At 69.0% G+C, this 26,440-nt stretch carries 22 protein-coding genes; 11 read left to right on the forward strand and 11 right to left on the reverse strand.

All coding sequences use genetic code 11. The features are described 5' to 3' along the window. Nucleotide 1: 1 nt before the first annotated feature. The 5 genes from ACIRSU_RS35175 to ACIRSU_RS35195 form a co-directional block, all read right to left on the reverse strand. Complete coding sequence (locus ACIRSU_RS35175; protein ID WP_403801343.1) at nucleotides 2-1,852, reverse strand: CRTAC1 family protein; 1,851 nt, start codon at nucleotides 1,850-1,852, stop codon at nucleotides 2-4. A 56-nt stretch (nucleotides 1,853-1,908) separates the two neighbouring features. Next, on the reverse strand, nucleotides 1,909-2,895 hold the full coding sequence (locus ACIRSU_RS35180; protein WP_403801283.1) for a DUF1702 family protein: 987 nt from the start codon (nucleotides 2,893-2,895) through the stop codon (nucleotides 1,909-1,911). 91 nt (nucleotides 2,896-2,986) lie between these two features. Further along, nucleotides 2,987-3,964 carry a DUF1702 family protein gene (locus ACIRSU_RS35185; RefSeq protein ID WP_403801286.1) on the reverse strand — a complete coding sequence of 326 codons (978 nt, stop codon included), beginning with the start codon at nucleotides 3,962-3,964 and terminating at the stop codon, nucleotides 2,987-2,989. A gap of 108 nt (nucleotides 3,965-4,072) precedes the next feature. Continuing rightward, nucleotides 4,073-4,516 (reverse strand): winged helix-turn-helix transcriptional regulator, encoded by a 444-nt coding sequence (locus ACIRSU_RS35190; RefSeq protein WP_403801289.1) that lies wholly within the window; start codon nucleotides 4,514-4,516, stop codon nucleotides 4,073-4,075. A 75-nt stretch (nucleotides 4,517-4,591) separates the two neighbouring features. Beyond that, the gene (locus ACIRSU_RS35195) at nucleotides 4,592-5,803 is read right to left on the reverse strand and encodes an IS701 family transposase (RefSeq protein ID WP_403801292.1); all 1,212 of its coding nucleotides are present in this window, start codon (nucleotides 5,801-5,803) and stop codon (nucleotides 4,592-4,594) included. 278 nt (nucleotides 5,804-6,081) lie between these two features. Here ACIRSU_RS35195 and ACIRSU_RS35200 point away from each other — a divergent pair, with 278 nt between their 5' ends. Continuing rightward, a complete protein-coding gene (locus tag ACIRSU_RS35200) occupies nucleotides 6,082-6,723 on the forward strand; it encodes a TetR family transcriptional regulator (protein ID WP_403801295.1) in 642 nt (213 codons plus the stop codon). Between the two features lie 50 nt (nucleotides 6,724-6,773). On the opposite strand, the gene ACIRSU_RS35205 is transcribed toward ACIRSU_RS35200, so the two are convergent. The 3 genes from ACIRSU_RS35205 to ACIRSU_RS35215 form a co-directional block, all read right to left on the reverse strand. Next, nucleotides 6,774-7,556 carry an SDR family NAD(P)-dependent oxidoreductase gene (locus tag ACIRSU_RS35205; protein ID WP_403801298.1) on the reverse strand — a complete coding sequence of 261 codons (783 nt, stop codon included), beginning with the start codon at nucleotides 7,554-7,556 and terminating at the stop codon, nucleotides 6,774-6,776. A 52-nt stretch (nucleotides 7,557-7,608) separates the two neighbouring features. Continuing rightward, a complete protein-coding gene (locus ACIRSU_RS35210) occupies nucleotides 7,609-8,331 on the reverse strand; it encodes an HAD family phosphatase (RefSeq protein ID WP_403801301.1) in 723 nt (240 codons plus the stop codon). Between the two features lie 79 nt (nucleotides 8,332-8,410). Continuing rightward, nucleotides 8,411-9,001: a ScbR family autoregulator-binding transcription factor gene (locus ACIRSU_RS35215; protein ID WP_403801305.1), complete on the reverse strand. Its 591-nt coding sequence runs from the start codon at nucleotides 8,999-9,001 to the stop codon at nucleotides 8,411-8,413. Nucleotides 9,002-9,143: 142 nt separating this feature from the next. Between ACIRSU_RS35215 and ACIRSU_RS35220 the strand changes: the two genes are divergently transcribed. The 3 genes from ACIRSU_RS35220 to ACIRSU_RS35230 all read left to right on the forward strand — a co-directional run bounded on the left by ACIRSU_RS35220 (nucleotide 9,144) and on the right by ACIRSU_RS35230 (nucleotide 12,716). Continuing rightward, nucleotides 9,144-10,100 (forward strand): ScbA/BarX family gamma-butyrolactone biosynthesis protein, encoded by a 957-nt coding sequence (locus tag ACIRSU_RS35220; RefSeq protein WP_403801307.1) that lies wholly within the window; start codon nucleotides 9,144-9,146, stop codon nucleotides 10,098-10,100. A gap of 433 nt (nucleotides 10,101-10,533) precedes the next feature. Continuing rightward, a complete protein-coding gene (locus tag ACIRSU_RS35225; RefSeq protein ID WP_403801310.1) occupies nucleotides 10,534-12,057 on the forward strand; it encodes a hypothetical protein in 1,524 nt (507 codons plus the stop codon). A 29-nt stretch (nucleotides 12,058-12,086) separates the two neighbouring features. After that, nucleotides 12,087-12,716: a MerR family transcriptional regulator gene (locus ACIRSU_RS35230; protein ID WP_403801312.1), complete on the forward strand. Its 630-nt coding sequence runs from the start codon at nucleotides 12,087-12,089 to the stop codon at nucleotides 12,714-12,716. A gap of 61 nt (nucleotides 12,717-12,777) precedes the next feature. On the opposite strand, the gene ACIRSU_RS35235 is transcribed toward ACIRSU_RS35230, so the two are convergent. From ACIRSU_RS35235 to ACIRSU_RS35245, 3 genes are all read right to left on the reverse strand, one after another. Then, on the reverse strand, nucleotides 12,778-13,596 hold the full coding sequence (locus ACIRSU_RS35235; RefSeq protein WP_403801346.1) for a DUF6008 family protein: 819 nt from the start codon (nucleotides 13,594-13,596) through the stop codon (nucleotides 12,778-12,780). 200 nt (nucleotides 13,597-13,796) lie between these two features. Beyond that, entirely contained in the window at nucleotides 13,797-14,909 is a 1,113-nt protein-coding gene (locus ACIRSU_RS35240) for a ParB/RepB/Spo0J family partition protein (protein ID WP_403801314.1), read from the reverse strand. Next, complete coding sequence (locus tag ACIRSU_RS35245) at nucleotides 14,906-16,150, reverse strand: ParA family protein (protein ID WP_403801317.1); 1,245 nt, start codon at nucleotides 16,148-16,150, stop codon at nucleotides 14,906-14,908. Before ACIRSU_RS35245 ends, ACIRSU_RS35240 begins: the two co-directional genes overlap by 4 nt. Before the next feature lie 374 nt (nucleotides 16,151-16,524). Between ACIRSU_RS35245 and ACIRSU_RS35250 the strand changes: the two genes are divergently transcribed. The 7 genes from ACIRSU_RS35250 (at nucleotide 16,525) to ACIRSU_RS35280 (ending at nucleotide 25,672) form a co-directional block, all read left to right on the forward strand. Continuing rightward, nucleotides 16,525-16,854, forward strand: a complete 330-nt coding sequence (locus ACIRSU_RS35250; RefSeq protein ID WP_403801320.1) for a WhiB family transcriptional regulator — start codon at nucleotides 16,525-16,527, stop codon at nucleotides 16,852-16,854. A gap of 217 nt (nucleotides 16,855-17,071) precedes the next feature. Continuing rightward, nucleotides 17,072-17,764, forward strand: a complete 693-nt coding sequence (locus tag ACIRSU_RS35255; RefSeq protein WP_403801323.1) for a hypothetical protein — start codon at nucleotides 17,072-17,074, stop codon at nucleotides 17,762-17,764. A 1,307-nt stretch (nucleotides 17,765-19,071) separates the two neighbouring features. Then, complete coding sequence (tap, locus tag ACIRSU_RS35260) at nucleotides 19,072-21,177, forward strand: telomere-associated protein Tap (protein WP_403801326.1); 2,106 nt, start codon at nucleotides 19,072-19,074, stop codon at nucleotides 21,175-21,177. A gap of 3 nt (nucleotides 21,178-21,180) precedes the next feature. Continuing rightward, on the forward strand, nucleotides 21,181-21,735 hold the full coding sequence (tpg, locus tag ACIRSU_RS35265; protein ID WP_403801329.1) for a telomere-protecting terminal protein Tpg: 555 nt from the start codon (nucleotides 21,181-21,183) through the stop codon (nucleotides 21,733-21,735). Nucleotides 21,736-22,632: 897 nt separating this feature from the next. Continuing rightward, on the forward strand, nucleotides 22,633-23,742 hold the full coding sequence (locus ACIRSU_RS35270; RefSeq protein ID WP_403801332.1) for a bifunctional DNA primase/polymerase: 1,110 nt from the start codon (nucleotides 22,633-22,635) through the stop codon (nucleotides 23,740-23,742). After that, nucleotides 23,739-25,274 carry a phage/plasmid primase, P4 family gene (locus tag ACIRSU_RS35275; protein ID WP_403801335.1) on the forward strand — a complete coding sequence of 512 codons (1,536 nt, stop codon included), beginning with the start codon at nucleotides 23,739-23,741 and terminating at the stop codon, nucleotides 25,272-25,274. Before ACIRSU_RS35270 ends, ACIRSU_RS35275 begins: the two co-directional genes overlap by 4 nt. Next, nucleotides 25,271-25,672, forward strand: a complete 402-nt coding sequence (locus ACIRSU_RS35280) for a DUF6009 family protein (RefSeq protein ID WP_403801337.1) — start codon at nucleotides 25,271-25,273, stop codon at nucleotides 25,670-25,672. Before ACIRSU_RS35275 ends, ACIRSU_RS35280 begins: the two co-directional genes overlap by 4 nt. The last annotated feature ends 768 nt before the right edge of the window (nucleotides 25,673-26,440 follow it).

Consider the following 26,440-nt stretch of genomic DNA (forward strand, 5'->3'; position numbering starts at 1 on the left):
GTCACTTCTCCTTGACCTGGGTGCCCAGCTCGAGGCTGTGCCAGCCCGTCGTGAGCTTCAGCTTCTGCTCGTGGACCTCACCCGCGCGGTCACGCCAGGTGACCATGGCGTCGAGCGGTCCGCTCACGCCCTTGCCCAGACCGATGTGCACATCGGTGCTGCGCTTGCCGGAGTGGCCGCCGCCGCCGTCGAGGCGGGCGACGCGCTTGGTGCCGTCGGGCAGTTCGACGCAGACCTCCGCGCCGACCACCGGGGAACCGTCCGGGTGGGTGAGCTTCAGGCCGACGTAGGAACCGGTGTTCTTGCTGACGTTGTGCAGGAAGAGCGGCTCGCCCCACTGGCGGGCGACCGCCAGGTCGAGGCGGCCGTCGCCGTCGACGTCGCCGGTGGCGAGGCCGCGGGTCGGGGTGGGCTCGCCGATCCCGAGGGCGACGGAGAGGTTGTGGTACCTGCCGGTGTCGGGGTCCTTGGCGAAGAAGCGCATGCGCTGGCTGCCGGCGAGGTCGTCACCGTGCTTGACGTTCGGCCACCACAGCGGGTTGGGGACGAGGGAGTCGTTGGCCGTGGCGAGCTCCTGGAGCTGCGGCCAGCGGTTGTTCTTGCCCTTGACGAATCCGAGGGCCTGCGTGATCTCGAGGTCGCCGTTGTTGTCGAAGTCGCCCATCTTCACGTCCCAGCCCCAGCCGGACCAGGCCAGGCCCAGGTCGGCGGAGTCGTCGCGGTACGGGGCTTCGCCCTTCTTGAACCTGCCGGCCAGCTCTTCCTTGCTGTCGGCCTGGCTCATGAAGGCGAAGTTGGACTCCTGGATGCCGAACGACGTCGTGATGTTGCTGACGAACATGTCGTAGATGCCGTCGTGGTTCAGGTCGCCGAAGTCGACGCCCATGCCCTTGAAGGAGCTGCGGCCCAGTTCCTTGGACTTCGGCACGGTGCCGCTGTGCACCGCCTTGACCTCGGAGAACTTGATGTGGCCCGGGGTGGAGGTGTTGTACAGGAGCGCCGAGGTGCCGAAGTCGTGGGCGAGGAACAGCTCCGGCAGGTGGTCGCCGTCGAGGTCGGCGGCGGAGGCGCCGAGGGACCAGCCCTTGTTCAGGCCCTGCGGGATGGCGTCCTCGACCTTCTCGTAGCCGTCCTTCGTCCAGCGGAAGAAGTGGCCGCCGCCGCCGTTCTGGGCGTGCGACAGCGAGGCGTTCATGGTGACGTCGCCGTCCTTGGACGGGTCGAGCACCGGGCTGTCCGGGAAGTAGTTGCCGATGTAGATGTCGTCGTGGCCGTCACCGTCGAAGTCGGCGACCGCGGCGGCGTTGGAGTTCCACAGCGGACCGGTGTAGGTCTTGCCGGGCTTGCCGGGCAGCAGCTCGGTGGGCGTGAAGGAGGCGGCGGTCAGCGGCTTCCCCTTCTCCCCCTTGTTCATGAAGATGACGGGCGTACGGCCCCAGTAGTAGACGAGGAGGTCCATGCGGCCGTCCTCGTTGTAGTCGCCGGGCATGCAGCCCATCGGCGCCATGGTCTTGCTGGTGCCGAGCGGCCCCGGGTTCAGCGCGAACGGCGCGTACTTGTCCTTGCGGGTCGGTGCCGGAGTGACCACGGCCTGGTCGATCCGCACGTCGTTCACGCACAGGTCGTTGGCGAGTCCGTCGCCGTCGAGGTCGTTGATGGCGATACCGGCACCGACCGAGGAGATCCACGCCTCGATGTGCTGGTACGCCTTGTTGACCTTCCGGACCTCCTGCTTGTCATATCCGGCGGGCATGGCGATGGACATCGGCTCGAATGCGAAATTCTTCGCCAGCTTGTCGATCTCAGCGGCCGAGGACTCGGGCAGCCGGACGGCGTAGAACGTGCTCACCATCAGGGCGAGCGCGACGATTCCCGGAGAATTCCTGCGGAGCCAGTTCTTTGTGACCGTCACTGGTCGGCACCTTTCGAAATGAGCGAGTCAGAAGCGAGTTCCGCGGCGATGTCGCGCCGCCATGTCTCGTAGGCCGGGGACGCGCCCGTGCCCGGCGCCTGGGGCCGGGTGTCCCGGCACACCTGCGACGCCCGTTCGGCCGTCGTGCCGCACACGACACGGGCCGCGAGGTGGGTGTGGTCGATGACCGTGCCCGCCTTGATGCGCGCCTCGGTGGCGAAGGCGGATCCCTGGGCGAGCGCCCAGCGGTGCTCGCCCGCGCCCTCGACGAAGTGCGCGAGTTCGTCCTCGGTCACGCTGCCCGCATAGGCGCAGGCGAGCCCGGCGCCCGCGTAGAGGTCTGCGTGGCGGTGCTCGGGATAGGCCCGGATCAGATCGGTGACGACGTCGGGGTCGGTACCGCCGACGAACCACAGCGCGCGGCCGATGCCCTGGTCGATGGCGTTCAGGGTGTAGTGGTTGTGCCCGCCGTTCCAGCGGAACGGATGCTGGATCTCCGGGGTGCGCACGAACGCGTCGGTCTTGAAGTACGCCTGGTGGAAGCCGTATCCGTCCAGCGCGAGCCAGCGCAGCAGCGGGTCGGTGGTGCGGATGTCCGGCCACAGGAACTTCGGCAGGCGGGCCATCGCCCAGCCGACGCCGACGTAGATCATGTAGTCGTGGTCGCGGCCCCTGCCGGCCAGCAGACCGTCCAGGCGGCCGCCGTGTCCGGGCAGCGAGTCGTACACCGCGGCCCCCATGCCGGCACCCTCGTAGGCGAAGCCACGCATGTCTCTCGGGACCGTCTCCAGAAGCTCCTCCGCCTCGGCGGCCGAACCGGCCTCCACGGCGTACGCGTACCCCTGAAGAAACACCTCCCCGATGTACTCGAGTCGCGCCTTTGCTTCCGCGTTCTTCACATGGAATCCACGCACTTCCATGGTCGTCTCGGAAACAGGAGGTGTGAGCAATCGGCGCCGGAATGCGCCAAATACACTGGACACGGCAGTGAACCGCCCCTCTCGAATCCCTGAAAATCCCCCAGCGAATCGAATCTAGCCAGGGTCCCCAGAGGGGCGTCTACTTCAGATGTGCTCAAACAACGACGGTGCTCAGTTGCGTGCGCACATTCCGTCGCCAGACCTCGTAGGCCGGGCCGACGCCGGTCTCGGGGGCGGTGGCCGCGCAGTCGTCGGCGAGGGCCGCGATGGCGTCGACCGTGCGCCCGGTGAAGGCGTGGATGGCCGCGTGGGTGTGTTCGGGGACGAATCCGGCATGGTGCCTGGCCTTCGCCGCGAAGACCGAGCCCTGCGCCAGGTGGTCGGCGAGCTCCCCCGCCTCCTCGCGCAGCGCGGCCAGATCCGCGGCGGTGGTGCCGCCCGCGAAGGTGGCGGCGAGTCCGACGCCGCTCCACAGGTCGGCCCGCCGGTCGCCGGCGAACGCCCGTACCGCCGCGGATACGTTGCCGACGTGCCCGCCGTGGATGAACCACAGCGCTCGGCCGACGCCCTGGTCGAAGGCGCGCTGCCAGTAGGAGGGGTCGCCGTCCCAGTCGTACGGGGTGTCCAGGCGCTGTTCGCCGACCCAGGTGTCGGTGTCGAAGTAGGCCCGGTCGAAGCCGTAGCCGTCGACGCAGAGCCAGCTCATGGCCGGGTAGAGATCCGGCTCGGTCAGGTCGGGAACGAGCTTCTTCCACAGCGGCCTGGGCAGCTTGGCCATGGCGAAGCCGATGCCGATGTAGTTGAGGAAGATGTGGGGCCGGCCGCCGCCGCGCAGCAGATCGGCGGTGCGGTGTCCCTTGGGCCCCATGGTGTCGCGGATCGCGCAGGCCATGGTGGCACCCTCGTAGGCGAAGCCCCTGTTCAGCGGGTCGACAAGCGCGAGCCGGCGCTCGGTGGTCGCCAGGTCCTTGTCCTCGATGCCCCACTCGAAGCCGGTGACGACGGCCTGGGGCACGGCCTCCAGTTGCCGCGTGCGCTCGGTGGGCTCGACGGTGAACCCGCGTCCCGCAAAGCTCACTTCGTCCAGGGACGGGGCCATGATCAGCCTGCGCAGCGCTCCCAGTGCGGGCACGATGACGCCTCCTCGTACGCGCCGCTTCCGGTTCCGGCGGCGGGGGCTGCCATCGTGGGCGAGACGCACCGAGGGCGGCATCTTCCGCCGTGCGCTCACCGGCGGTGTTCAGCGCACGCGGCGGACGTCGACTTCCTCGTCGTGCACGGCACGCCCGCAATGGGTGCAGCGCAGCTCGACGTGGACGGCGCCGTCGCAGCCGATGTGGTCGGCTCGGCGCGGCGGGCCCAGCTCCTGCGGCAGGTTGCGGTCGCCCCACTGCATCAGGGCGATGACGGCCCGGGTCAGGTCCCGGCCCATGGGCGTGAGCCGGTACTCGTAGCGCACGGGCTTGTCCTGGTACGGCACGCGCTCCATGATCTCGTGGTCGACCAGCCGGGACAGCCGGGTGGAGAGCACGTTGCGGGCGATGTCCAGATGTGCCAGGAACCCGTCGAAGCGGGTGACGCCGAGCAGCGCGGAACGGATGATCAGCAGGGTCCAGCGCTCGCCGATCACCTCCAGGGACCGGGCGAGGTTGCAGTCCTGTCCCTCGTACGTGTGCTTCAGCATGCGCTCACTCTAGGGCGGGGCGGGTTGCGTGAAGGAACCCGAGTTGGCGAAGTCGTCCGAACCGGTCCCGGTTCGTCAGGCGGCCACCAGCATCCGCTCGCCACCACCGGCGGGAAGGGCGCGGCGGTTGAACCGGCTGTAGCCGTACGCGGCGGACACCAGCGTCATGTGGTGGTGCCAGCCCGGGTAGGAGCGGCCTTCAAAGTCGAGCAGGCCGAAGTCGTCGCCCATCTCCCGGACGGACTCCCCCGCGTGCCCGAGGGTCCGCGTGAGAGCGACCACCGACTCCATGCGGGTGTGCGTGAGGCTGGTCAGCCACAGCTGGACGGGTCGCCGTCCGTTGTCGGGGCGGATGGCGAACAGCCGGTAGGTGCGGTGGATCCGCTCGCCGCCAGGCCCCTGCTGGGGCAGCCGCACATAGCTGGACATGACGGTGGTGTGACGACCGCGTCCGTCCCAGGGGGCGACGGTCTCCATGCGGGTCAGCGTGCCCGCGTCGAACTCGAACAGGCTGCGGGCCGCGAGCACCAGCCCCTGCCCGTCCCCTCCCGGCTGGGGCTGCAGCCGCAGGTGACGGCCGACCGCGACCTGAAGGCTGTCCGGGACGGCGACCACGAAGTCGCGTCCGCGCCGGGCGAGTCCGCGCACGAGGGCCGTCGCGCTGGTGCCGCCGAGGGCCTCCAGATCCGCGACGACCGGCAGCGGCGCGGTGCGGCTGACGTCGGAGAGGGAGTCGACGAGGTCGAGGGCGTGCTGCTCGACGGAGCGGGGGCCGACCTCGGCCGGGATCCGGGTGCGGACGCGGCGCTCGGGGTCCTTCACCCACGAACCGGGCAGCAGCAGCCGCCAGTCGACAGGCAGGGCCTCATCGTAGGACGACAGGAACATCCCGACGCCCACCTGGCAGGTCACCGACCGACCGCTCGAGGCGAGGAAGCGGCGGTGGACACCGCAGGAGTGCTCGCCCCGCTTGCGCATGACGGCCGGGCCGACCACCCACGCGCGCGGAGTCATCTGCTGCTCGACCCACCGGGTGAGCTCGGCCCGGACCGGCGTCCACTCCCAGGGGCTGGCGTTCACGAACTGATGCAGCGACTGAGACGTGGCCGGCGAGGACGAGATGGTCTCGGCGAGCCGCTTGACCGACTTCTTGCCCGGGGTGGTGAGCAGGCCCTGCACGTAGGCCTGGGCCCAGCGGCGCTGGTCCACCCGCGGCAGGCACTCGAAGATCCTCTCGGCGAACACCGGCACCGAGGTGCGATGCGTCGTCAGAGCGTACGCGACCATGGCTAGTTCCCTCCCCTGCTCTCGGCCTGCGGCTGCCGACCACGCTAAAATAATAGCGAACGTCCTCTTTTTTTTGCGACTCAGGAGAGTTGCCGCATGCACTTTGCCAAGTCGGTCTCCGCATCGGCCCGCAGCGGGACCCGTCCCGCCCCTGTGACCTGCGCTGATCCGACACATCTTGGGCAACTCCCCCTTGCCCACCAGAGAAAGGGAGCGCCAGCCTTGGAGAAGAAGGTGGCCGCGAGTTCCCTGCGGGAGAGCCCTCTTCGGGAGATGGTGTGGTGAAACAGGAGAGGGCCGTACGCACGCGTCAGGCCCTGGTCAGAGCGGCGGCCGAGGAGTTCGACCGCTACGGGTACGACGGCACGTCGCTGGCGGCCATCAGCAAGGTGGCCGGCGTGTCGATAGGCGCCGTGACCTTCCATTTCCCGACCAAGGTGCACCTGGCGGACGCGGTACAGCTGGAAGGGCGGGCGGTCACGCTGGCCGCGCTGGAGCGCCTGGCCGCCGAGCAGATGACGCCGCTGCGCATGGTGATCGACCTGACCCTCGAGTTGACCCGGCTGATGGAGCAGGAGCCCACGGTGCGGTGCGCGATCCGCCTGAGCCGGGAGCGTCCGGGCACGGAAGCGTGGTCGGACGCCTGGCTGCCCATGGTCCGCGGACTGCTCGATCGCGCGTATGAAAACGGCCAACTTCGCACGGACGCCCTACCGGCGGACGTCACGATGCTCGTGGAGCACCTGACCAGTGGGGCCGAGGCGTATCTGCGCAGGCGGATGGGCTCGGACCCGGCACTCGAGAGTGCCGTCGCCCAGCTCAAGAGGGTCTGGCGGCTCGCGCTCGTGGGCGTCTCCGCCGAGACATCGGGTGTACCGCGCCAGGTGAACCGGCCGGCGCGGGAGGAGACGATGGAATGACTCGTTGTTCGGGCGGATCCGTCATCCGCCCGAACAACAGGTGGTTGGCGTCACACAGCGGTCAGGCCGCCGTCGACGGCCAGCGCGGCCCCCGTCACGAACGAGGCGTGCGGGCCGGCGAGCCAGAGCGCGGCGTTGGCCACCTCGTCAGGGTGCGCCATGCGCTTCTGGATCTGACGCGAGACGAAGAACTCCTCCAGATGAGGGTGGGCCGCGACCGCCCCTTCGATGAGTTCGGTCCGAGTGGTGCCGACCACCAGGGAGTTGACCCGGATCCCGCGCTCGCCGTACTCGGCCGCGGCGGCCTTCGTCATCCCGATCACCGCATGCTTGGCGGCGACGTACGGCGCTCCGGCTCCGGTCGCCACCACGCCTGCCGTGCTGGCGGTGTTCACGACGGAACCGCCCCCGGAGGCAAGCAGAGCGGGGATCTGGTGGCGCAGGCAATTCCACAGACCACGCACGTTCACGTCCATGACCTGCTCGAAGACCGTGTCCTCGGTCTCGTGCAAATCGGTGCCGGCCGTGCCCCATCCGGCGTTGTTGAAGGCCACATCCAGCTTTCCGAACGTCTCCACCGCCGTGTCCACCACACGGCGTACGTCCTCGGAGCGGGCGACGTCGCCGGGGGCCGCCAACGCGCGGCCCCCCTCCGCGGCGATCCGGTCGGCGAGCTCGCTCAGTCTCGCCTCACGCCGCGCCATGAGCACGACGGCAGCACCCTCGGCGGCGAACATGCGGGCTGCCGCCGCACCGATCCCGCTGGACGCGCCGGTGATCATGGCGACTCTGCCGCTGAGCAGACCGCCGGCTCTCTCCGAACCCTCGTTCACTTTCCATCCCCCTGAAGTGTGTAGAAAGAGCAATGCCGATCCGGCCGGGGCGTCACGCCCGGGCGAGGCCCGTGTCCACCGGAGCCCAGATCGTGCCGTCGGCGGCTTCGGCGTCGACGGCGCGCAGCATCGTCTCATCGATGAGCTGCAGCGATTCCACGAGGTGTCGCACGCCCGCCTCTCTCATCAACAGGCGCTGGAAGCTGTGCTCGAAGCTGCTGGGGTGGCCGATGAACGGCACTCCGAGCTCCTTCGCGCTCTCGGCGACACGCGCAACGTCGTCGATGAACAGCACCTGGTCGTAGGCGAGGCCGAAGATCTCGGTCGTGATCTCCGTGATGCCCGGTCGGAAGTCGTTGGTGCACACGTATCCCGGGCCGTCGAAGAGGTGCGCCCACTCCCCCAGGAAGCGGTCGAAGTGCTCCCTTCCGAGCCCTCCGTAGCAAACGGTGGCGAGGCCGAGGCCCCGCAGTCGGCGCACCAGCTCGACCGCGCCGTCGACCACTCGCACCGGGTGGTCGCGCAGGTAGGCGTCCCGCTCGGCGAAGTAGGCGTCCAGCGCCTCCTGTGCGGTCATGGGCTCCCGTACGACGTCGGCCATGTAGGCACTCGCCACCTGCTGGGGCTGGGAGAAGATACGCCGCTCCACGTCGGCGGTGTACTCGCCACCGCGGCTGACGACGAAGTGGTGGATGACTGGGCTGAACGTGTCGTTCAGCAGCACACCGTCGATGTTGACCGCGGCGAGCCGCAGCTGTCGAAGACCTGGGGGCACGGAGGATCTCTCCTGGGTTGGTCACGGGTGAGGACGGGACGAGAGGTCGCGTACGAGGAATGCCGACGGCGGCGGGCGGTCAGGCGAAACGGCGCACGTCCAGGTCGATCGATTCGGCGATCCGCTCGGGCGCGATCCCCGGCAGGAGGATCCGCCACATCGCCACGGTCCGGTCCGGCAGATCCTCACGCCCGCTCACGGCGTTCGCGAACATCTGCATGCCCGTGCACGCGCCCACGAGGAATTCGGCCAGCTGGCCGACGTCGACGAACTCCCGCAGCTCACCGTCGTACTGAGCCTCCCTCAGCGTCACCTCGAGGATCTGCGCCCAGGCCACGTACGGCGTCGCGTCGCGACCGGTGGTGCCGTCCTGATCGTTGGTGAGGCGGACACCGGCGCGCAGCAGGACGTCACGCTGGATCTGCCAGGCCCAGACGAAGGTCGTGTCCACGATGCGTTGCAGTCCGTGCGAGTCCAGCCGCGGGACGACCGTCTCGGGCTGTGCGTTCATCACCGCGCGCGCCAGGTCCTCCTTCGACTTGAAGTGGAAGTACATCGCTCCCTGGGAGACGCCGGCACGCTTCATGATCCTGCTGACGCTGGCACCACTGAACCCGTATTCGTCGAAGACCTCGGCGGCTCCCCTGATGATGGCCTCCCGCGTCTTCATGGCTCGGTCTTGCTGCAGTCTGGCCATCGGCGGCGGGCTCCCTCTCGACAAAAAAAAAGAACAACCACTATTTTATAGCTTGCCCCGCTCGACCGGTAGGGCCGTCGGGGGACGACATACGCGCACGCCCTAGGGGAGAGGCATGCCCATCACCACAGAACCGCACGTCGCTGCAAAACCGGCACTGACCACGACCGTCGCCAGGGAGTACGTGCACCGGGCGGCTCTGTCAGAGGTCCTGCTGACCGGCTGGAACAAGACTGGGCGCGACGCATTCAAGGTCACCGCGCAGTGGCCCCGCAGCCACAGCTTCTACGTCTCCGAGCACGGGATGCACGACCCGCTGTTGCTCTGCGAGACGGTCCGACAGGCCAGCACGCTGCTGGCCCACGTCGGCTACCACGTTCCGCTCGGCAACCAACTCTCCTGGTCTCGCGTACAGTTCGCGGTCAACCCGTACGCCCTGCGCACCGAGGGAACACCGGCGGACATCCAACTCCACGTGACCTGTTCGGACATCCGTCATCACCGCGGGATGCCGGTCACGATGTCCATGCACATGGAGGCCGTCCGCCGCGATTGCCTGCTGGCCGTCGCGAGTGTGCGCTTCGGCAGCCACTCCCCCGCCGTATACCAGCGGCTTCGCGCGGGGAAGGGTGATGTCAACGAGGTCTTCGCACAAGCTCCGCAGCCGCCGGAACCCGTCTCTCGCAGCACCGTCGGCCGGCTGCGCAAGCAGGACATCGTGCTCGCGCCCACCCCGGACCGCCTGCGCTGGCAGCTCCGTGTCGACACCAGCCATCCGGTGCTCTTCGACCACGCCCTCGACCACGTTCCGGGCATGCTGATGCTGGAGGCCATACGTCAGGCGGGGCACGCCATCGAACCGGCACGAGGCGGCGCCGTCATGCCCACCTCGATGGATGTCTCGTTCAACCGCTATGTCGAGTTCGACGAACCGTGCTGGATCGAGGCCGAGCCGGTGGAAACCGCCGCCCCCTCGTCAGACGGCCGCCGGACAATCCGTGTCGCCGCTCTCCAGTCCGGGCTCTGCGCGGTCAACGCGACCGCAGAACTGACGGACACCGTCTCGCTGTAACAGCACCACGCAAGCGCAGTATCAACAGACTCAAGGAGGATGTGATGTAAGTCACAGTGCGGCTTTCGTCCCCCTAGACGGGACCGCCGCCCATCGATCCTTAGGTGAGCCACCACCGAGGATCGAGGTCACACCGCCCGTCGAGTTGCCGACTCGACGGGCGAAGGCCCGTTCTGGGTGCCACCCCAGAGACGTGCAGTACCAGGTTCTGCCAGAACCGTGAAGCCGCCACACAACGGCTTCGTTATGCCTCGTGCCAGGAGACACCATCATGATGAACGAAAGTTCGGCGATTCTCCAGCCCCTTCAGCACATTTGTGACGCGGAATGTCACCTTCATGACGATTCGTCATCCGCGGATTCAGACGTCTCACAGGCTGGAACCCGCTATTCCACCCCTTCCTGGACGCATCGCGGGCGAGTGAAGGTGCCCATGCGCCTCGTCGAGTCACCCCACTACACCGATGCGGCCCTGAGCGTGTACGTGAAGGTGAAGGCTCTCGGCCTGCGCCCGGAGGGCTGTACCGCAGGCATCGCCACCCTCGCCTCGTACCTCGGCCTGTCTCCTTCAACCGTGCAGCGCGGTCTGGCGCAGCTGCGCTCCGTCGCTCCCGACGGCGTGGTGGAACTCCCCGACAGCCGACGCCGGTCCCTCCCAGGCGGCTTCGGTACCACCGCACGCCGCCGGGTCCGGCCGATGCGGCCCACCGAGCGCTTCATCTGGCTGCCCGTCGCCGCCAGCGAACATCTGAGGCCCCGCCTGCTGCGCGCGTACGCGATCATCTCCTACGCCGTCATCCAGAAGATCCCGCTGACCGAGCGAGTCCTCGCCGGCTTCCTGCGCCACCACTCCGGTCACCGCGCCGGCCAAGCCCTTTCCCTCGATGCAGCAGGGCGCATCGTGGACGAACTCGCCGATTCCGGGTGGGTCAGCGTCGAGCGGCGGGCGGGTATGCATGGTCGCCACATCTTCCACATCCCGAGCCAACAGGCCCCTTTGTCTTCTGTTGTTGATGACCGATCAGGTTCCGCTCCCCATGAGCGTTCGCTCGCGAATAAGGAAGACCTCAAGACTGACCGACTTGAGAACGAGGGGGAGCCTTTGTCACCCGCCGTAGGCGAGGTACCGGTAGTCAAGGCTGTGGATAACTCCGCCACCAAGACGACGCATCCCCTCGCCGAGGCATCCGGGAATCGAGCGCTCCGCGCGGATGACACCACCTCGGCCTCCTCCCCCACGCTCCCCTCTCCGACGCTCCCCGCCCCGAAGAAAAGCCCCTACCGTGGCCCGCAGTTGACGTTCAGCACCCGGCTCCACGCCGCGCTGGAGCCGGTCCGGTTCCTGCTCGCCGACGTGAACGCCTACATGCTGCGCCGAATCGGCCGGGAGGCCGCCCGCCAGCTCGACGACTGCGGCTCCGTCCAGCGTCTGCAGGCCCGCCTCACCCTGCGCCTCGCCCGGACCTTCGTCGACGACATCCAGGACCCTGGACGCTGGCTGCTGGGCGTGGCGCTCCCCCGCTGGGGCTGCGCCAACCCCGACTGCGAGGCGGGCGTCCTCTGGTCGACGGGGGCGGAGTGTGGCATCTGCCGAGAGGTCGTCTTCCGGCGGGCTGCGGCCCGCCGGAAACCGGCCTCGGGCGGCGGCGGGCAGGACCTATCACGCCGTGATAACCCCGTGCCGAAGAAGGTGGCCGTCCCGAGGGTCGTGGAGTGCTGCCCGAACTGCGAGCGCCCCCACAGTGCCGGGAACTCGGGGATCTGTTCGAGCTGCCGTAGGGACTCGATCCCGGTCCCGCTTCCGGCACCCGGCCCCGACGCCCCGACCGCCATGGGCTGCCAGGGCCGTAACGGCACCTGTGGCCGTCCCACGCCGCAGCATCTGTGCTGGCGATGCCGCATGGAGGCGGAGGCCTGCACACGGGAACACCCACTCGTCCCGACCGACACCCCGTGAACCTCCCCGGCACCAGATCAGGAGCACGCATGCGTCTCGCGGAACTCAGCCGCACCAGTGGCGCCTCGACCGCCACGATCAAGTACTACATCCGCGAGGGCCTGCTGCCTCCCGGCCGGCTCACCAGCAGCAACCAGGCTCGCTATACCGATGACCACGTCCACCGGCTGCGACTGATCCGTGCGTTGCTCGACCTCGGCGGCCTGACAATCGCCAAGGTCCGGGAGATCGTCACCGCTCTGAACGGACCGGCCGACGAGGCCGTGCTGAGGGCGATGACCGCCCAGGTGCCCGGTCCGGAGCCACTCGCCATGCTGGTGGCGAACCCTCTGACCATCGCCGAAGTGCAGGCCCTCGCTGAGCGCCGGGGGTGGAGGATACCCGCCGGCAGCCCCGCGTTCGCCGCAGTCGTGGAGGTCCTGGACACGCTGCGGGAGCTCGGTCACGAACACGTAGCCGAGCGCCTCGACGCCTACGCCGAGGCCGCCGAACAGGCGGCGGCGGCGGACAGGGAGACCTTGCGCTCCTGCACCAGCTCCGAAAGGCTCGCAGAGAGCCTGGTCGTCGGCAACGTGCTGGGCGACAACCTGCTGGCCGCCCTGCGCCGACTCGCCCAGGGGGAGCGGGCGGACGCTCCGGGCCGGCCCCTCGCCGCGTAGCAACACGCGACAGGGGCGGGCCCGCACTCTGCACGGCCCCACCCCTGCGGATCGCGCCTTGCTACCGGCGTCCCGCCAGAGCGGGCTCGCGCACCGCCTCCTCGGCGGACGGGGCTCCGGAGGACGGAAGGGACTCCCCCGCCGTGGCCTTCTTGGGTGCGGAGACGCTCTGCTCGGACTCCCCGTAGCCGGCCTTGACCGCGCGCTTCTCCTTCCACAGGTGGAAGAGGGAGATGGCGAGAATGGCCGTGCCGATCAGGTTGGCGACGAAGTGCCACCACACGCGGTACGTCACCAGGGCCGGGCCCGGCTCGATCGCACCGAACCAGGTGGACAGGCCGATGGCACGGCTGGCGCCCAGGGCGACCGACGCGGTCAGCACGATGTGCTCGATGCCGTGGACGGTCTGCATCCAGACGCCCATCTTGGCCCACTTGCGGGACTTGAGGTGCCCGGTGGCCCTGCGGGTGATCTGCACGATGCCGACGAGTCCGGCGAGGAAGATGAAGTTGCCCGTCAGGTGCAGGATCTCCATGCCCAGCGCGGGCTTGGTCGGGTCCACCTGTCCCATGCCGCGCGAAAGGCTCATCGCCCACGGGGTCATCCAGGCGGGGGAGTACGGGTGGGCCACCCAGTAGGCGGCCTGGGTGACATGCTCCTGGAAGTGTCCGATCTGTCCGACCACGCCGAGACCGATGACGGCGACGGCGGTCTTGTACAGCCAGGGCCGCACCGCTCCTCGGTTCGCGTACGCGAGCACGACGACGGCCGCCCACATGGCGACGGCCCACCCGATGAACAGAACGGCGCCCCAGGTGTCCAGCGATGAGACGGCGCCTCCCATCTCGTGGCCGCCGTGGCCTCCGTGCGCGTGGTCCATGGGCATGGGTGGGCTCCTTGTCCGGATCTCGATCAAGCGGTGCCGTATGTGACGGTCCCGCCACGCTAGGGATCCCGGTTCCATCGGGGCCACTTCGAGCGTGCGGACTTCTCGGACACTCCGGGCGCGACGGCGCCAGGCCGCGTTCCGGATGAAGCCGGAGCGCGGCCTGGGGGAGGGGCGCGATGTCTTCCTGGAGATCAGGTTCCAGGCGTCGCTTTGTGTGTGGCGAGGAGGCGCTCGAGAAGGACCTTCTGCTGATCGCTGTCCATCCTGCTCAGGACGAGATCCGCGACGGCATCCCCGTTGTGCCAGGGGATCTTCCTGCCTGTCACGAGGGGAACCGGCTCGAACTCTCCGGACGCGAGCTGATCGAGCTCGGCAGGGGAGTCCGAGGCGTTCCGCTGGCCGGGAAGGTCGTCGGTGGGCACCAGGGCATCCGTCCACGGTGCCTGAGGGTTATCACGGCGTGATAGGTCGGCGTCAGCCTGAGGGTTATCACGGCGTGATAGGTCGGCGTCAGCCTGAGGGTTATCACGGCGTGATAGGTCGGCATCGGCCTGAGGGTTATCACGGCGTGATAGGTCGAGGTCGGCAGCCGACCTCCTCCTGCCGGCCTCAGCTCGGGCGTCGGCCTTGTCCCGCTGCTCTTCCGGTGTCAGCTTCGACAGGTTGCGGACGTGCTCAATCCTGCGGCGGCCGGCGACCAGGTCGGCCTGGAGAGAGGGGTCGAGGTCGAGCACGGACAGCTTGGAGGAGATCGTGGACTGGCCGATGCCCAGCCTCTTCGCGGCCTTGTTCTGGGAACCGTAGAACTCGACGAGCTTCTTCAGAGCGTGGGCCTGCTCGAGCGGGTTCATGTCGTCGCGATGCACGTTGGCCACGAACGCCGCTTCCAGAAGCGCCTCGTCCGTGGCGACCAGGTCGTTGTTGACGCTGACCCGAATGGTCTTGGCGCCGGCCAGGCGCGCGGCCTCGAGACGGCGGTGACCGTCGACGACGAGGTAGCGGGCGCCCTCGTCGAGGGCGCCGGCACGCTCGGGACGCTCGGCCAGGTAGGCGTCAAGGGTGGCGACGGTGATCGAGTTGATGAGCCCGACTTCCCGGATGCTGTCGGCCAGGGCCTCCAGGTCGCGGAGTTCCTCACGCGGATTGTCGGGGTTCTGGCTGATCAGTGCGAGCGGCAGCTCGGTGGGGTCGGGGACGCCCTGGGTCGGGGCAGCGGTGGCGGCTCCGATGGCCGCCCGGCGCGCGCTGATAGGTCGGGCCTGTGCGAACGAGGCTCCGCTACCGAGGTTCTTGGCTTTGCTCACTTGCTGATCTCCCGGGCGAGCGCTCGGAGGGCGACGGACTGCTCACAGCGCGGCGCGTAAGCGAGGAGCGGCCGCTTGGCGCGTACGGCTTCCTTCTGCTCCTTGAGGTCACCGATGACGCCGACGACCCGTGGGTCCTTGATGTCCATCCAGGACTGCAGCGAGGAAGTGGCGATGTACCCACGGCGGGCGTCGTAATGGTTGACGACAAGGCCGAGGTAGTCGATGTCGAGGGCGAGGTCGTTCCGCATGTCCTCGATCTGCGAGGTCAGCAGACCATAGGCGTCAGCGCTGCTGTCCTCGGCCTGGACGACGATGAGCACCCCGGAGTTGCCCGCTTCCTCGTTGCCCCTGCGACGCCCGTAGTAGGAGGCGGCGTCCATGCTGATGCCGAGGCTGGGCGGGCAGTCGATGAGGATCACGTCGTAGTCGGCCTCGACCGGCGCGAGGGCACGTTCGAGAGCGGCTTCCCGCGCGCGGATGGATGCGAGGCGCACATCCAGAAGGAAGGCGTCAGTGCAGGCGGGCAGGAGGTGGAGCCGGTCTCCGAACCGCTCTTCGGATACGGCGACGATGACGTCGCGGAGATCCCCCTTGGCGCCGCCGGCCATGTGGTTGGTGAGGGAGTCCCCGTCCATGGGCAGCGGCTCGTGGCCTAGCTGCTTGGTGAGGTGCCCCTGGGGGTCGAAGTCCACCAGAAGGACCCGCTGGCCGAGACCGGGGAGATCTTCCAGAGCGAGGGAGTCGGCCCGGTCGTCCTCGTTCAGGAGTGCGGCGAAGTGCTTGGAGACCTTGACGGGCGTGAGCGTCATGCGGTCTTCGGCGAGCGCTTCCCCGAGCCCCGCGGTGATGGCGGTCTTGCCGACCCCGCCCTTCTGGTTGCAGACGATGATGCGGCGAACGGTCGCCGGACGCCTCACCTCAGGTGCGGGGTTGTTGTCGAGCCAGAGCGTGACGGACTGGGCCAGGCCCTGGGTCAGGGAGACACCTCGGCTCTTGCAGTCGTCCCGGAACCCGTCCCAGAGACCTTCAGGGAGAAAGGTGGAGTAGGTCTCGGCGCCCGCCGTGTCGAGGGAGGTGAGGTTCGAGCCGAGACCGCGCCAGGCGGTGATGCCCGCTTCGACGGCGTCCTGCATGTCCAGACCGTGCAGGGCAGCCCGGACCTTGAGTTCCTGCCGGAGGGCGCTGGTGAGCTTGGCGACGACCTTCTCCCGGTCGCCGGTTGTGTCAGGTGGGGTCATGGCCGTCACTCTACTAACGTTCTAGATCAACATCAGCCATTGACACGTTAGGAAAGTTACTAACGTTCCGTCAGACCAGACCTCCGGTGCCTGAACGTCGGCCAATAGCCCCTCCTCCTCCCTGCTTTGGGTGCCGCCGTTTGCCAGGCGGTGGTACGCCGCGTCGCCCTGCCTTCGGCAGTGGAGACGTTGTACGTACTGCGGTGGTGACGAGTACGACGGCATGCGCGTCGCTCACCGCTCAGATCACCCGAAGGTGCAGTGAGACATGATCTGGCTCTGCCGCGAGGCCGGGGATTCCCGTACGTTCGTGACCGAACGGCTGCGGCGTGTCGACCGCCGTGAGTAAGCATCGGAGAAGGGGTAGGCGACGGGTGGGCGAGGACTGGATCGAGAATGCTGTCTGCCGAGCGACCGACGCCGATGACCTCTTCGTCGACGGAGCGGCCCAGAACGAGGCCAAGGCAATCTGTACCTTCTGCCCCGTTCGCACCGAGTGCCTCGCCTACGCCCTCGACTCTCGGATCGAGCACGGAATCTGGGGCGGCATGACCGAACGCGAGCGCCGCAGGCTGTTGCGGCAGCGACCCACTGTCACCTCCTGGCGACGCCTCCTCGAGACAGCGCGTCAGGAACTCTCCGCCGGCAACACGGTGACGCCGTCACGAGAACTGAGGCCCGACCGCATGAGCCCGGCCGCGTGAGAGGCGGAAGCGAGGCACGCGGCGGTCTCCTTCGCCACAGCGTGAGCCCGGGCTTCAGGTCCCGCCGCGTCTGAGCGCGCCGACGCCGGCATCCGGCAGCGGTCACCGTCAACGCTGCCGACCGGCTAACTCTTGAGGGTGGATCGGTTCACCCCACCAGATGAACTCAACACAGTTCCAAGGACGGGCGTGTACCGCATGCGGTGACCTGCCGTTCGTGGACTATCCGCAGCACTCGGCCTACCGCGTTCCGACCAAACGCCCCTTGCTGTTGAGCGAGCTGCGCTCGCAGCTGCCAAGCGTGGACGACCGCATCCGCGCCTTCCCCGGTTACGGCGATCCCACGGAGTACGAAGCGATCGCCGACTCGTTGTACCAGGTCTTCATCACCACCCGTAACCTCGCACCGGCACGGCACTCGACGAACTGCTCGATCCACCCGCTCGGGCCGGTCGACCCCGAGTCCCCGCAGGGGTGGGGGCAATGCCTGTTCTGCAACAGCAACCGCCGGATCGGCAATCCACGCGCCCGTCAGGAAGTGGCGAACGCCGCCCTCCAGTACGACGTCCCGCCGCCGCCCTACACCCACGAAACGCTGCTCGACCGGATGCGCCAGATCAACGACGTCATCTTCGAACTGCACTACAGGTCACCGGAGGAGGACTTCGCTCTCGCCGCCGACCTGGTGCACGGGGCATTCATCATCGCCCGCGAGCTTTCCCGACCGCGTTCCACCTCGCGATGCACCCGCCATCCCGGAGCCCCTGTCGACCCGACGGCGCAAGGAGGCCCCCGCTGCCTGCTCTGCGTAGCCGCTGAACGTCGAACCGGAGCCGTTCCGCCCCCAGAGATCCGCAACCGTCCGCGCCGCCCCGTCCCCGGACGCCGGCTCCCCCATCCCCCGAGCTGACAGAAGGACCAGTCATGCCATCCCCGTACGACCACCTGGTCTCAGCAGAGGAGCTTCTGCACGATGCCCGGCAACTCCTCAAGGAGGGCCGCAGCCACGCCGCCGGCATCCACGCCCAAGTCGCATCGGCCTTCCTCGAGGCCGCCGGCTCCCGAGAGCGGATCATCCCCGACCCACCGCCCGTTCCTTCGGCACGGCTGGGTCCACTGCCCGAGTGGTGCGGGCGATGCGACGGGCCCGACATCTCGATGAGGTGGGTGCAGGTCACACACCCTGACGAAGAGCACGTCCGCATGGCCAAGTGTCCTAGGTGCCATCCTGCGTCACCCCGGTGCATCGCTGCGCGTAGGGAAGCACAGACAGCCGCCGATGACGTGGATCTCGCGGCGGGCAGGCAAGCTTGAGGCAGCTGCGGTGAAAGGCCGCACGACCCGCGCAGCCGGGCTGCACCGAGCCTGTGCCGAGCGGGCCGCTGGTCAGCCGCCCAGGCGTGTGTCCCGGACAGCAACTCCGGTGCGGGCGGTGGACGAGGTCACAGTCCGGGCGAGCATCACGCTTTCGGCGAGCGGGGCATGGTGCGGCCGGCGTCGCTCTCGCACCGTCTCATGTGTCGGCCTGCGGGTCCGCGGCGGCGAAGGCCGTGTTCCGCGCGCTCGGAGCTCATGCCCATGGCGTGTGCTGTCGGGACGCCCCGGGGACGGTCCACGATCGCTCTCGAACTCACCACGCGCTTCGGTCGCTTACCGCGGCGCTCACCACAGCAGGTCAGAGGCCTTCTGACCTTCAGCTGCGGGAGGCAGTCGGCCACCTCGTCCCCCGCACGCCGGCCCCGAGCTACCTGGAGACGCGCCTGCTCCACTACAACGGGGCCATGGCCGGCTTCATCGCCGTCGACCGCGGCCGGTAGTCCGTCGAGCGCATCTAACGTCGACCCTGCTTACGCAAACACCGGGTCGCCCGGCCGGTGCTCGCCGCACTCGCCGCCGCGAAGGTCGCCCACCGGCTGAAGGCGCCGCTCACACGTGCGGCACACGGCCTGGCCGAGCACCCGTTGCGCGGCGCGCGCACGCCCCTGAGCGGACGGACGCGATGTCGTGTGGGCCGCCGCGCGGTGCCCGAGCCCCGGCCGTGGTCGTGGTGACGTCCGGCTGCGAGGAACACGCGGACCAGGTGGCCGACGCCGTCTGCCAGCTAGCGGAGGCCGACTTGTGGCTCCTGACGCCACGCTACGGAGCTCAAAATCGGGTTAAATGTTCGAGTAAAAGAAAGGGGTAAAGTCTGCTACCGTTCAGGCTGGAGGTAGTGACATGGCATCCCAGGAAGAGCTGTTCGCGTCCGTGGACGCCCTACTGGAGGAAGAGCCTCAGCTCCCGCCCCCGGCCGAGCGTGCCCGGCTGCGCGAGGCCGCCGGCATCACCCAGGCCCGCCTCGCGGAGGCCCTGAAACTGAAGTCGACGCAGAGCATCAAGAACTGGGAGAACGGCCGCTCCGAGCCGACCGGGTCGCGCCTGGCCGCCTACCAGCGGCTCCTCACGGGCTGGGCCGCGAAGTATCCCAACGGGGGCACCGCTTCTGCCGCCGCGCCGCAACCGGCCCCGCCGGCGACGTTCACCGGTCAGGTCGCCGCCGCGCCGGGGGCGGAGACCGCCGTGCCGGTCGAGACTCCCGCTGCCCCGGTCGCACTGCAGCGTCCGGCCGCGCGCCCGACGACGTCGTCGCGCCGCCCGGCGGCGACGAAGGCCACCGTGCCCGCGCTGGACCCCCGCTTCCCCCATGGCCCGCTCGCCGTGCTGGACGGCGACGGCTCCGCGTACGGCACGGCCGGCATCGTGCTGGACTGCCCGGCCACCACGATCGCCGAGCTGGTGGAGTGGACCCTCAAGGAGTCCGGCCTCGGTGCGCCGAAACTCAACAAGAACGGCAAGGACCAGGACCCGCTGATCGTGCTCACCGCAGCCGCGGCCGCACGGTTCGGGCTGCCCGAGCGCCTCGAGGACCGCCGCGGCCTGCGCCTGCCGGAGGACCACCCGGTCGTCAAGCAGGTGCTGAAGGCGAAGTGGCAGCTCACCCAGCGCGGCTTCGGCCCCTGGGCCCGGATCTACCGCAAGGCACAGGGTCGCGAGCGGCAGTGCGTGCAGCTCGCGATCCTGCCGTGGGACGCGCTCGACTCCCGCTCGTGGCCCGGCGTCACCGGGATGGAGCCGGCCGACGTCGCCCGCGTTCTCGGCGTCTACGCGCAGCGGGTCATCACCCCGCGCGGCTCCACGGCCGTGTCCGGGCTGGAGCTGATGACCGCGCTGCGCCCGCCCACCCGGCCGGTGCGCGACGAGGAGACCGGCAACTGGGTTCCCGGTCACAACCCGGGCTCGCTGGGCACGGAGCCGATGGACCCGGCGCCGCCGGAGGGCCAGCCCGAACACCCCGCGATCCACCGGATCGGCTGGAAGGGCGGCTTCCTGCACGAGGAGGCCTACCAGTGGGTCCGTCCGGTGGAGCTGCTCACCGACGAGGAGTGCACGCTGCCGTACGCGGTGGGCCTCGACCTGAACACGGCCTTCCTCGCGGCCGCCGCCCGCCTGACCGTCGGCCTGTCCGCCCCCGACCACTTCGTCGGCCCGAAGTTCTACCCGAGGGTCCCCGGCTCCTGGCTGGTCGACCTCTCCCACGTGGAGCTGGACCCGCGCCTGCCCAGCCCGTTCACACCGGACGGCAGCCGCCCGACAGGACCGGCCTGGTACCAGACACACACCGTCGCCTACGCCCAGGAACTCGGCTACAACGTCGAGCCCATCGAGGCGTACCTGCGCCGCGAGACCGGCGCGTACCTGGACCCGTGGCACGACCGGCTCAAGACCGCCTACGTCGACACCCTCGCCGACCTCGGCGTCACCAAGGACCTCACCGACGCCGAGTTCCTCGCCGCGATGGAGGTCCACAAGGACGTCGACCCTGCCATGGCCGCCGTGCTCGCGGCGATCAAGGCCACCATCAAGGGCGGCATCGGCAAGCTCTTCGAGAACCCGCAGGGCAAGGGCTACAAGGACGGCGACCCGTGGCCGGCCATGCAGCGCCCGACCTGGCGGCCGGACATCCGCGCCGCCGTCATCTCGAAGGCCCGGGTCAACATGCACCGCAAGATGCTCAACATGGCCAAGATGACCGGCCTGTACCCGCTCGCCGTGCTGTCCGACTGCGTCGTCTACCCGAGCCCCGGCGACAGCCCTGTGGACTTCCTGCCGTACGCGGCCTCCGGCAAGATCCAGCCCGGCGGCTTCCGCCTCGGTCCAACCCCGGGCCTGGCCAAGCTGGAAGGCGTCCAGTCACTGCTGTGGGCGGTCGACCTGATGGAGCAGGGCCTCAACCCGGCCCGGCACATCAAGGGCGGCGACGCCGTCATGGACGAAGGGGAGTAGGCCATGACGGACATCCACGACGCGATCGAGCGCGCCGACCAGGAGGCGTTCACCAAGGACCCGCCCAAGACCCTCAAGGGCCAGGTCGGCTTCCTGCGCAAGTACCTCAGCGCCAAGGAGATCGGCGAGGAAGTCGGAGTCACGGCCGACTCCGTCAACCGCTACCGGCGCGGCGCCCGCAAGCACGCCCGCCCGGACGTCGCGGCGAAGATCGAGGCGATGGTGCGCGAGCGCTGGCAGCCCCTGGTACGCAAGCGCCGACAGAAGAAGGCCGCCACCACCGGCGGGATCACCGTGGAGACCCGGGCTCGGTTCGGCTACACGGCACCGGTCGGCACGACCGACGACGGACGCTTTCGCCGACTCACCGTGCACCTCCCCCCGACGTACGCGCAGCGCCTGTTCGACGCCCGCGACGCCGGAGCCAGCGACCAGGACATGCGCAGAATCATCGCCGAAGGATTCAAGGAAGTGTATTTCCAGGACGGCGGCGGCCGCGCTATGGGACTGTCCGACGTAGAAATCAACGACATCGACTATTTGGACTTGGACTACTGATTTCGGAGTCTCTGATGTGAGCCCACCGAGCAGGACAATGCTCCAGAAGCGCGGCGGCATCCCAGCGCAAGGCTTGGGCGAGCACCTTCATCGTCACGCCCTGCCCAACGGCACAGCCGGCGCGGACGCCGATCAGCGCGGCGCAGGCCCGCGAGATACCGGCCCGACTGCCGCGTCCGCGCTCGACTACGGCCTTCCCAGCGCGCCCTGATCGTCGTCTGCGCCCGTACCGACGACGGATCACCCGCAGACTCGCCACCCTCGCCCACAGCGGCCTCCAGGTCCTGGTACGGCCACGGTGCGCGCCGTGGTCCGCCAGACCTCTCGCCCACGGCCCCGTCGACCGCCCCTACGCCCCACCGGAGACCGCAGCACCGCAGCACCCCCACCCACAGCACAGGCGCGCCGAGGATGCCCGGCGCAAGCCCCACGCCTCCGCACGCCGCTCGCCCTCAATGCATGGGCTTCGGTCGCTTCAGTCGCTCTGGTCGCTTCGGCGGCAGCTTGCGAGTGACCAGCGACTGAAGCTCAGCGACCCTGTGACTCTTCAGTCGCTGGAAGAAAACTGCAGGTCAGACACCTAGTCAGGAAGTCCGGAGCGACTGAAGCGACCGAAGTTCTACATATCAGCCATGCAGATCGCGCGTGTGCGCGTCATATATAGGCGTCTTGAGTCGCTTCAGTCGCTGATTGGTGTTGCAGACACCGTCTGACCTGCAGTTTTGTGGAAGCACCCGAAACCACTGACCAGCCAGCCGAGTCGCTCACGTCAGTCGCTCAGTCGCTGACCGAAACAAATGAGCGGCACGCCCGGCCGCGAAGGTGGTCCACCCGATCGGACGCCTTCGCTAGGCTGTCTCCGTCGTTGAGTCGCTTCAGTCGCTATTGGGAGATCGAATGCCTGCTGACCTGCGGGTTTCCTCCAGCGACTCAACAAGCACCGTCGCTCCGCCGGCCCCGCCCAGTCCGCTGGTGCTCGCCCGCTGGTGCGTCAGCCACGGCTGGCCGGTCCACCCGCTCGCCCCCGGCAAGAAGACCCCCGCCGCCAACTGCCCCGCCTGCCGTGAACCCGGACACGACCGCCGGACCTGCCCCTGCCGCCCCGCAGGCCGCTGGTGCCACGGCTTCCACGCCGCCACCCTGGACAGCACCCGCATCCAGAACTGGTGGGGCTCCCACCCCAAGATGGGCGTCGGAGTCGCCTGCGGCCCGGCGAACCTCGTCGTCATCGACGTCGACGCCCACCCCGCCCCGCCGCCGGCCCGCAACCGACTGCTGCCCGGGATCGACATCGCCGAGGACATCGACGTGTCCGCGATGACCACCGGCTTCCACACACTCGCCGTACTCGCCGCCCTCCGCGGGCAGCCCAGCCCCGCCGACGACACCACCACCCTGCGCGTCCGCACCCCCTCCGGCGGCCTGCACGTCTGGTACCGCCAGACCGACTCCCGCCGCTGGCAGTGCTCCTCCGGCTCCAGCACCACCCGTGCCCTCGCTTGGCAGGTCGACGTCCGCGCCGACGGCGGCTACATCATCGCGCCCGGCACCACCACCGACGCCGGCACTTACACCCCGCTCGGCACTGTACGGACCCCCGCGCCGCTCCCCGCCTGGCTCGCCCAGGAGCTCCAGCGCACCCACCACCTCCCCGCCGCTCACGTCCCCGCCCCGCGTCCCGTCCCCAGCCGCGCCCGCCAGGCCGTCCTCGCCGCCCGCGGCACCGCCAACCCCGTCGTCGCCGTGCTCACCAAGGTCCTCGCCGAGATCGCCGACTGCGCGCACGCCGCCGAAGGCACCGGGTTCTCCGAGAAACTCAACCGCGCCGCCTACACCGTCGGCGGCCTCGTCGCAGCGGGACACCTGACCGCCCCGGACGCGGAGAACGCCCTCATGGAAACCGCACTCCTCGCCCGCCCCGGGCAGGGATCCCGCGCCCAGGCCATCATCCGCAGCGGCATGACCGCCGGAGCCCGCCGCCCCCTGAACCCCGGGAGCCGCCCGTGACCAGCCCCGCCGGCGGCAAGCCGAACATGCTCTTCGACTTCGACCCCCAGGCCCTGGCCGAGCAGATCATGGCCAAGGCTGCCCCCACCCTGCCGCCCCAGCACACCGCAGTGTCCGAACAAACACCGCCGACGGCCCCGTCCGGCGCGACCGCTCAGGGCCTGCGCCCCGACTCCCTCACCGACCGCGGCAACGCCAAGCTCTTCGTCAAGCTCTACCAAGCCGACTTCCGCCACGTCCCCGGCCTCGGTTGGTACCGGTGGGACACCACTCGCTGGCAGGTCGACGAGGACGACTCCGTCCTGTGGGCCGCCGGCGAGATCGGCGAACACCTCGCCACCACCGACCCCACCGGAGAGCACCCCGTCGAGGCGCTCAAGAAGCACCGCCGCCGGGCCCTGAGCACGGCCGGCATCAACGCGATGCTCGCCCAGGCCAAGTCCGCGCCCGGCATGGTCCTCAAGGCCGAGTACCTGGACGCCGACCCCTACGCCCTGTGCACTCCGGCCGGCATCGTCGACCTCCACACCGGCCTCGTACGCACCCCCGACCCGAACAAGGACTTCCACTCCCGCTCGACCACCGTAGGCCCGGCCGCGATGCCGATCCCCAGGTTCCAGCGGTTCCTCGCCGACACCTTCGGCGACGACGCCGAAGGCACCCAGATGATCGGCTTCCTGCAGCTGCTCCTGGGCTACTCCATCACCGGCGACGTCGGCGGCCAGGTCATGCCGTTCCTCTTCGGCGCCGGCAAGAACGGCAAGTCCGTCCTCCTCGACGTCTCGATGAAACTCCTCGGCGACTACGCCGACGCCGCACCGCCCGGCTTCCTGATGGCCCGTCTGTACGAAGGCCACCCCACCGACCTTGCCGAACTCCACGGCCGGCGCGTCGTCGTCTGCTCCGAGGTCAAGCCCGGCGACAAGTTCGACGAAGCCCGCGTCAAGCACCTCACCGGCGGCGACCGCATCAAGGCCCGCCGCATGCGGCAGGACTTCTTCTCCTTCAACCCCACCCACAAGCTCTGGCTCCTGGGCAACCACCGCCCCGAAGTCGGCACCGGCGGCTTCGCTTTCTGGCGCCGCATGCGCCTGATCCCCTTCGAACGCACCGTCGCCGACGACCGCCGCATCGACAACCTCGCCGACATCCTCGTCGCCGAGGAAGGCCCCGGCATCCTCAACTGGCTCATCGACGGCGCCCGCCGCTACCTCGCCGGCGAGAAGGACCTCACCGGCCCCGACAAGGTCCGCATCGCCACCAACGCCTACGCCGAGACCGAGGACCACACCGGCCGCTTCTTCGACGAGGCCTGCCTCCTCAACCCCGACGCACGTACCGAACAAAAGACCCTCTACGACGCCTACCGCGGCTGGTGCCAGAGCGAGGGCTGCATCCCCATGAGCAACCGCACCTTCGCCGCCCGCGCCCGCGAACTACTCGGCCTCGCCTCCCCGAAAGAGATGATCTTGTCGAATTCGAGGAAGTACTACCCCGGCATCGGACTACTCGCCAACGAGGAGACGGCATGAGTTCCCTGATCAGCGAGAACGATCTCAAGCACGAGACCGCACTCGTCTGGCTCGAGGACATCACCCGCCTCGACTACGTCCGCCAGAGCCTCGACCGCCTCCCCACCCGCACCGGCAAACCCGCCTACCATCGCGACGGCCGCATGGTCGGCTACGCCACCCTCGCCACCGAAGCCAAGGCCTCCCGAGCCTCCGGCACCTTCCGCCGCCGCGTCTTCTGGCTCCTCCCGCACGACCGCGACACCGAACCCGACGGCCTGTACGCCAGCTCCGCGCCGGCCGAGGCCATCGACCCCGCAACCCTCCAACCGCGCACCAAGGGCAGGAAGACCGAGCGCTCGGAAGGCGGCCCTCCGTCCAGCGCGATGCAGGCACTCGGGATAACCCTCCCGCTCTGACCTCGCCTCGCCGCAGCGACCGAAGCGACTCAAGCGACCGAACTTCCGACATCACCGCGAGAAGGCACGCTGGGGCAGGATGAGGACCACGAACGTCCGCCGCCGTACCGAGCGAACCGCTCGCCGACTGCGCCCCAGCGGTCGGGCTACGTCCCGCTTCCCGAGGACGCGTTCGTGGCTTCGCTCTGTCGCTCCAGAACGATCCGGGTGTAGGCCACCGACTCAGGGTCGGTGGTGAACGTTCCACCCGTCTTGGCGAGCTTCTCGAATCGCTTGAGCAGATCCCGCGCCGACTCCTTGCCGTTGACGGCATCCGAGGGCGGGGGTGCGGGACCAGCCGTGACGCCTCCGCCAGCGCCTCGGCGCTACGCCTCAAGCCCTGGGCCACGGGATAGGAGATCCATCCACCCGGCGGGCGTGTCCCTGAACAGGAACGATCTATTCACCTACGTGCATGCATCTCGCCACCCGCGACCACGGTGCATGCACCCAGGGTGCAGGCACCGTCCGCGTTTCGGCAGGTCAGCGCGTTGCTATCTGATCTTTACAGGCGCGCACTCCGCGGCCCGCGCCGCACCCTCCAACCGCTGCACGCAACGGCGCGGGCTGGGGCCGAGCGGGTGAGGCAGCTGATCAGCACCGGTCCCAACGGAGCCGCACGCGAAGCCGCCTTAGACCGTGTCCTATGTGGTGAGATGGTGAGGGTGTGACGGGCTGACAGGTTGTCGCGGGTCTCGACCAATCGGTCGCGTTGGCCGAGGTGGATGG

Source organism: Streptomyces sp. NPDC101160 (assembly GCF_044768205.1).
Taxonomy (GTDB): Bacteria; Actinomycetota; Actinomycetes; order Streptomycetales; family Streptomycetaceae; genus Streptomyces.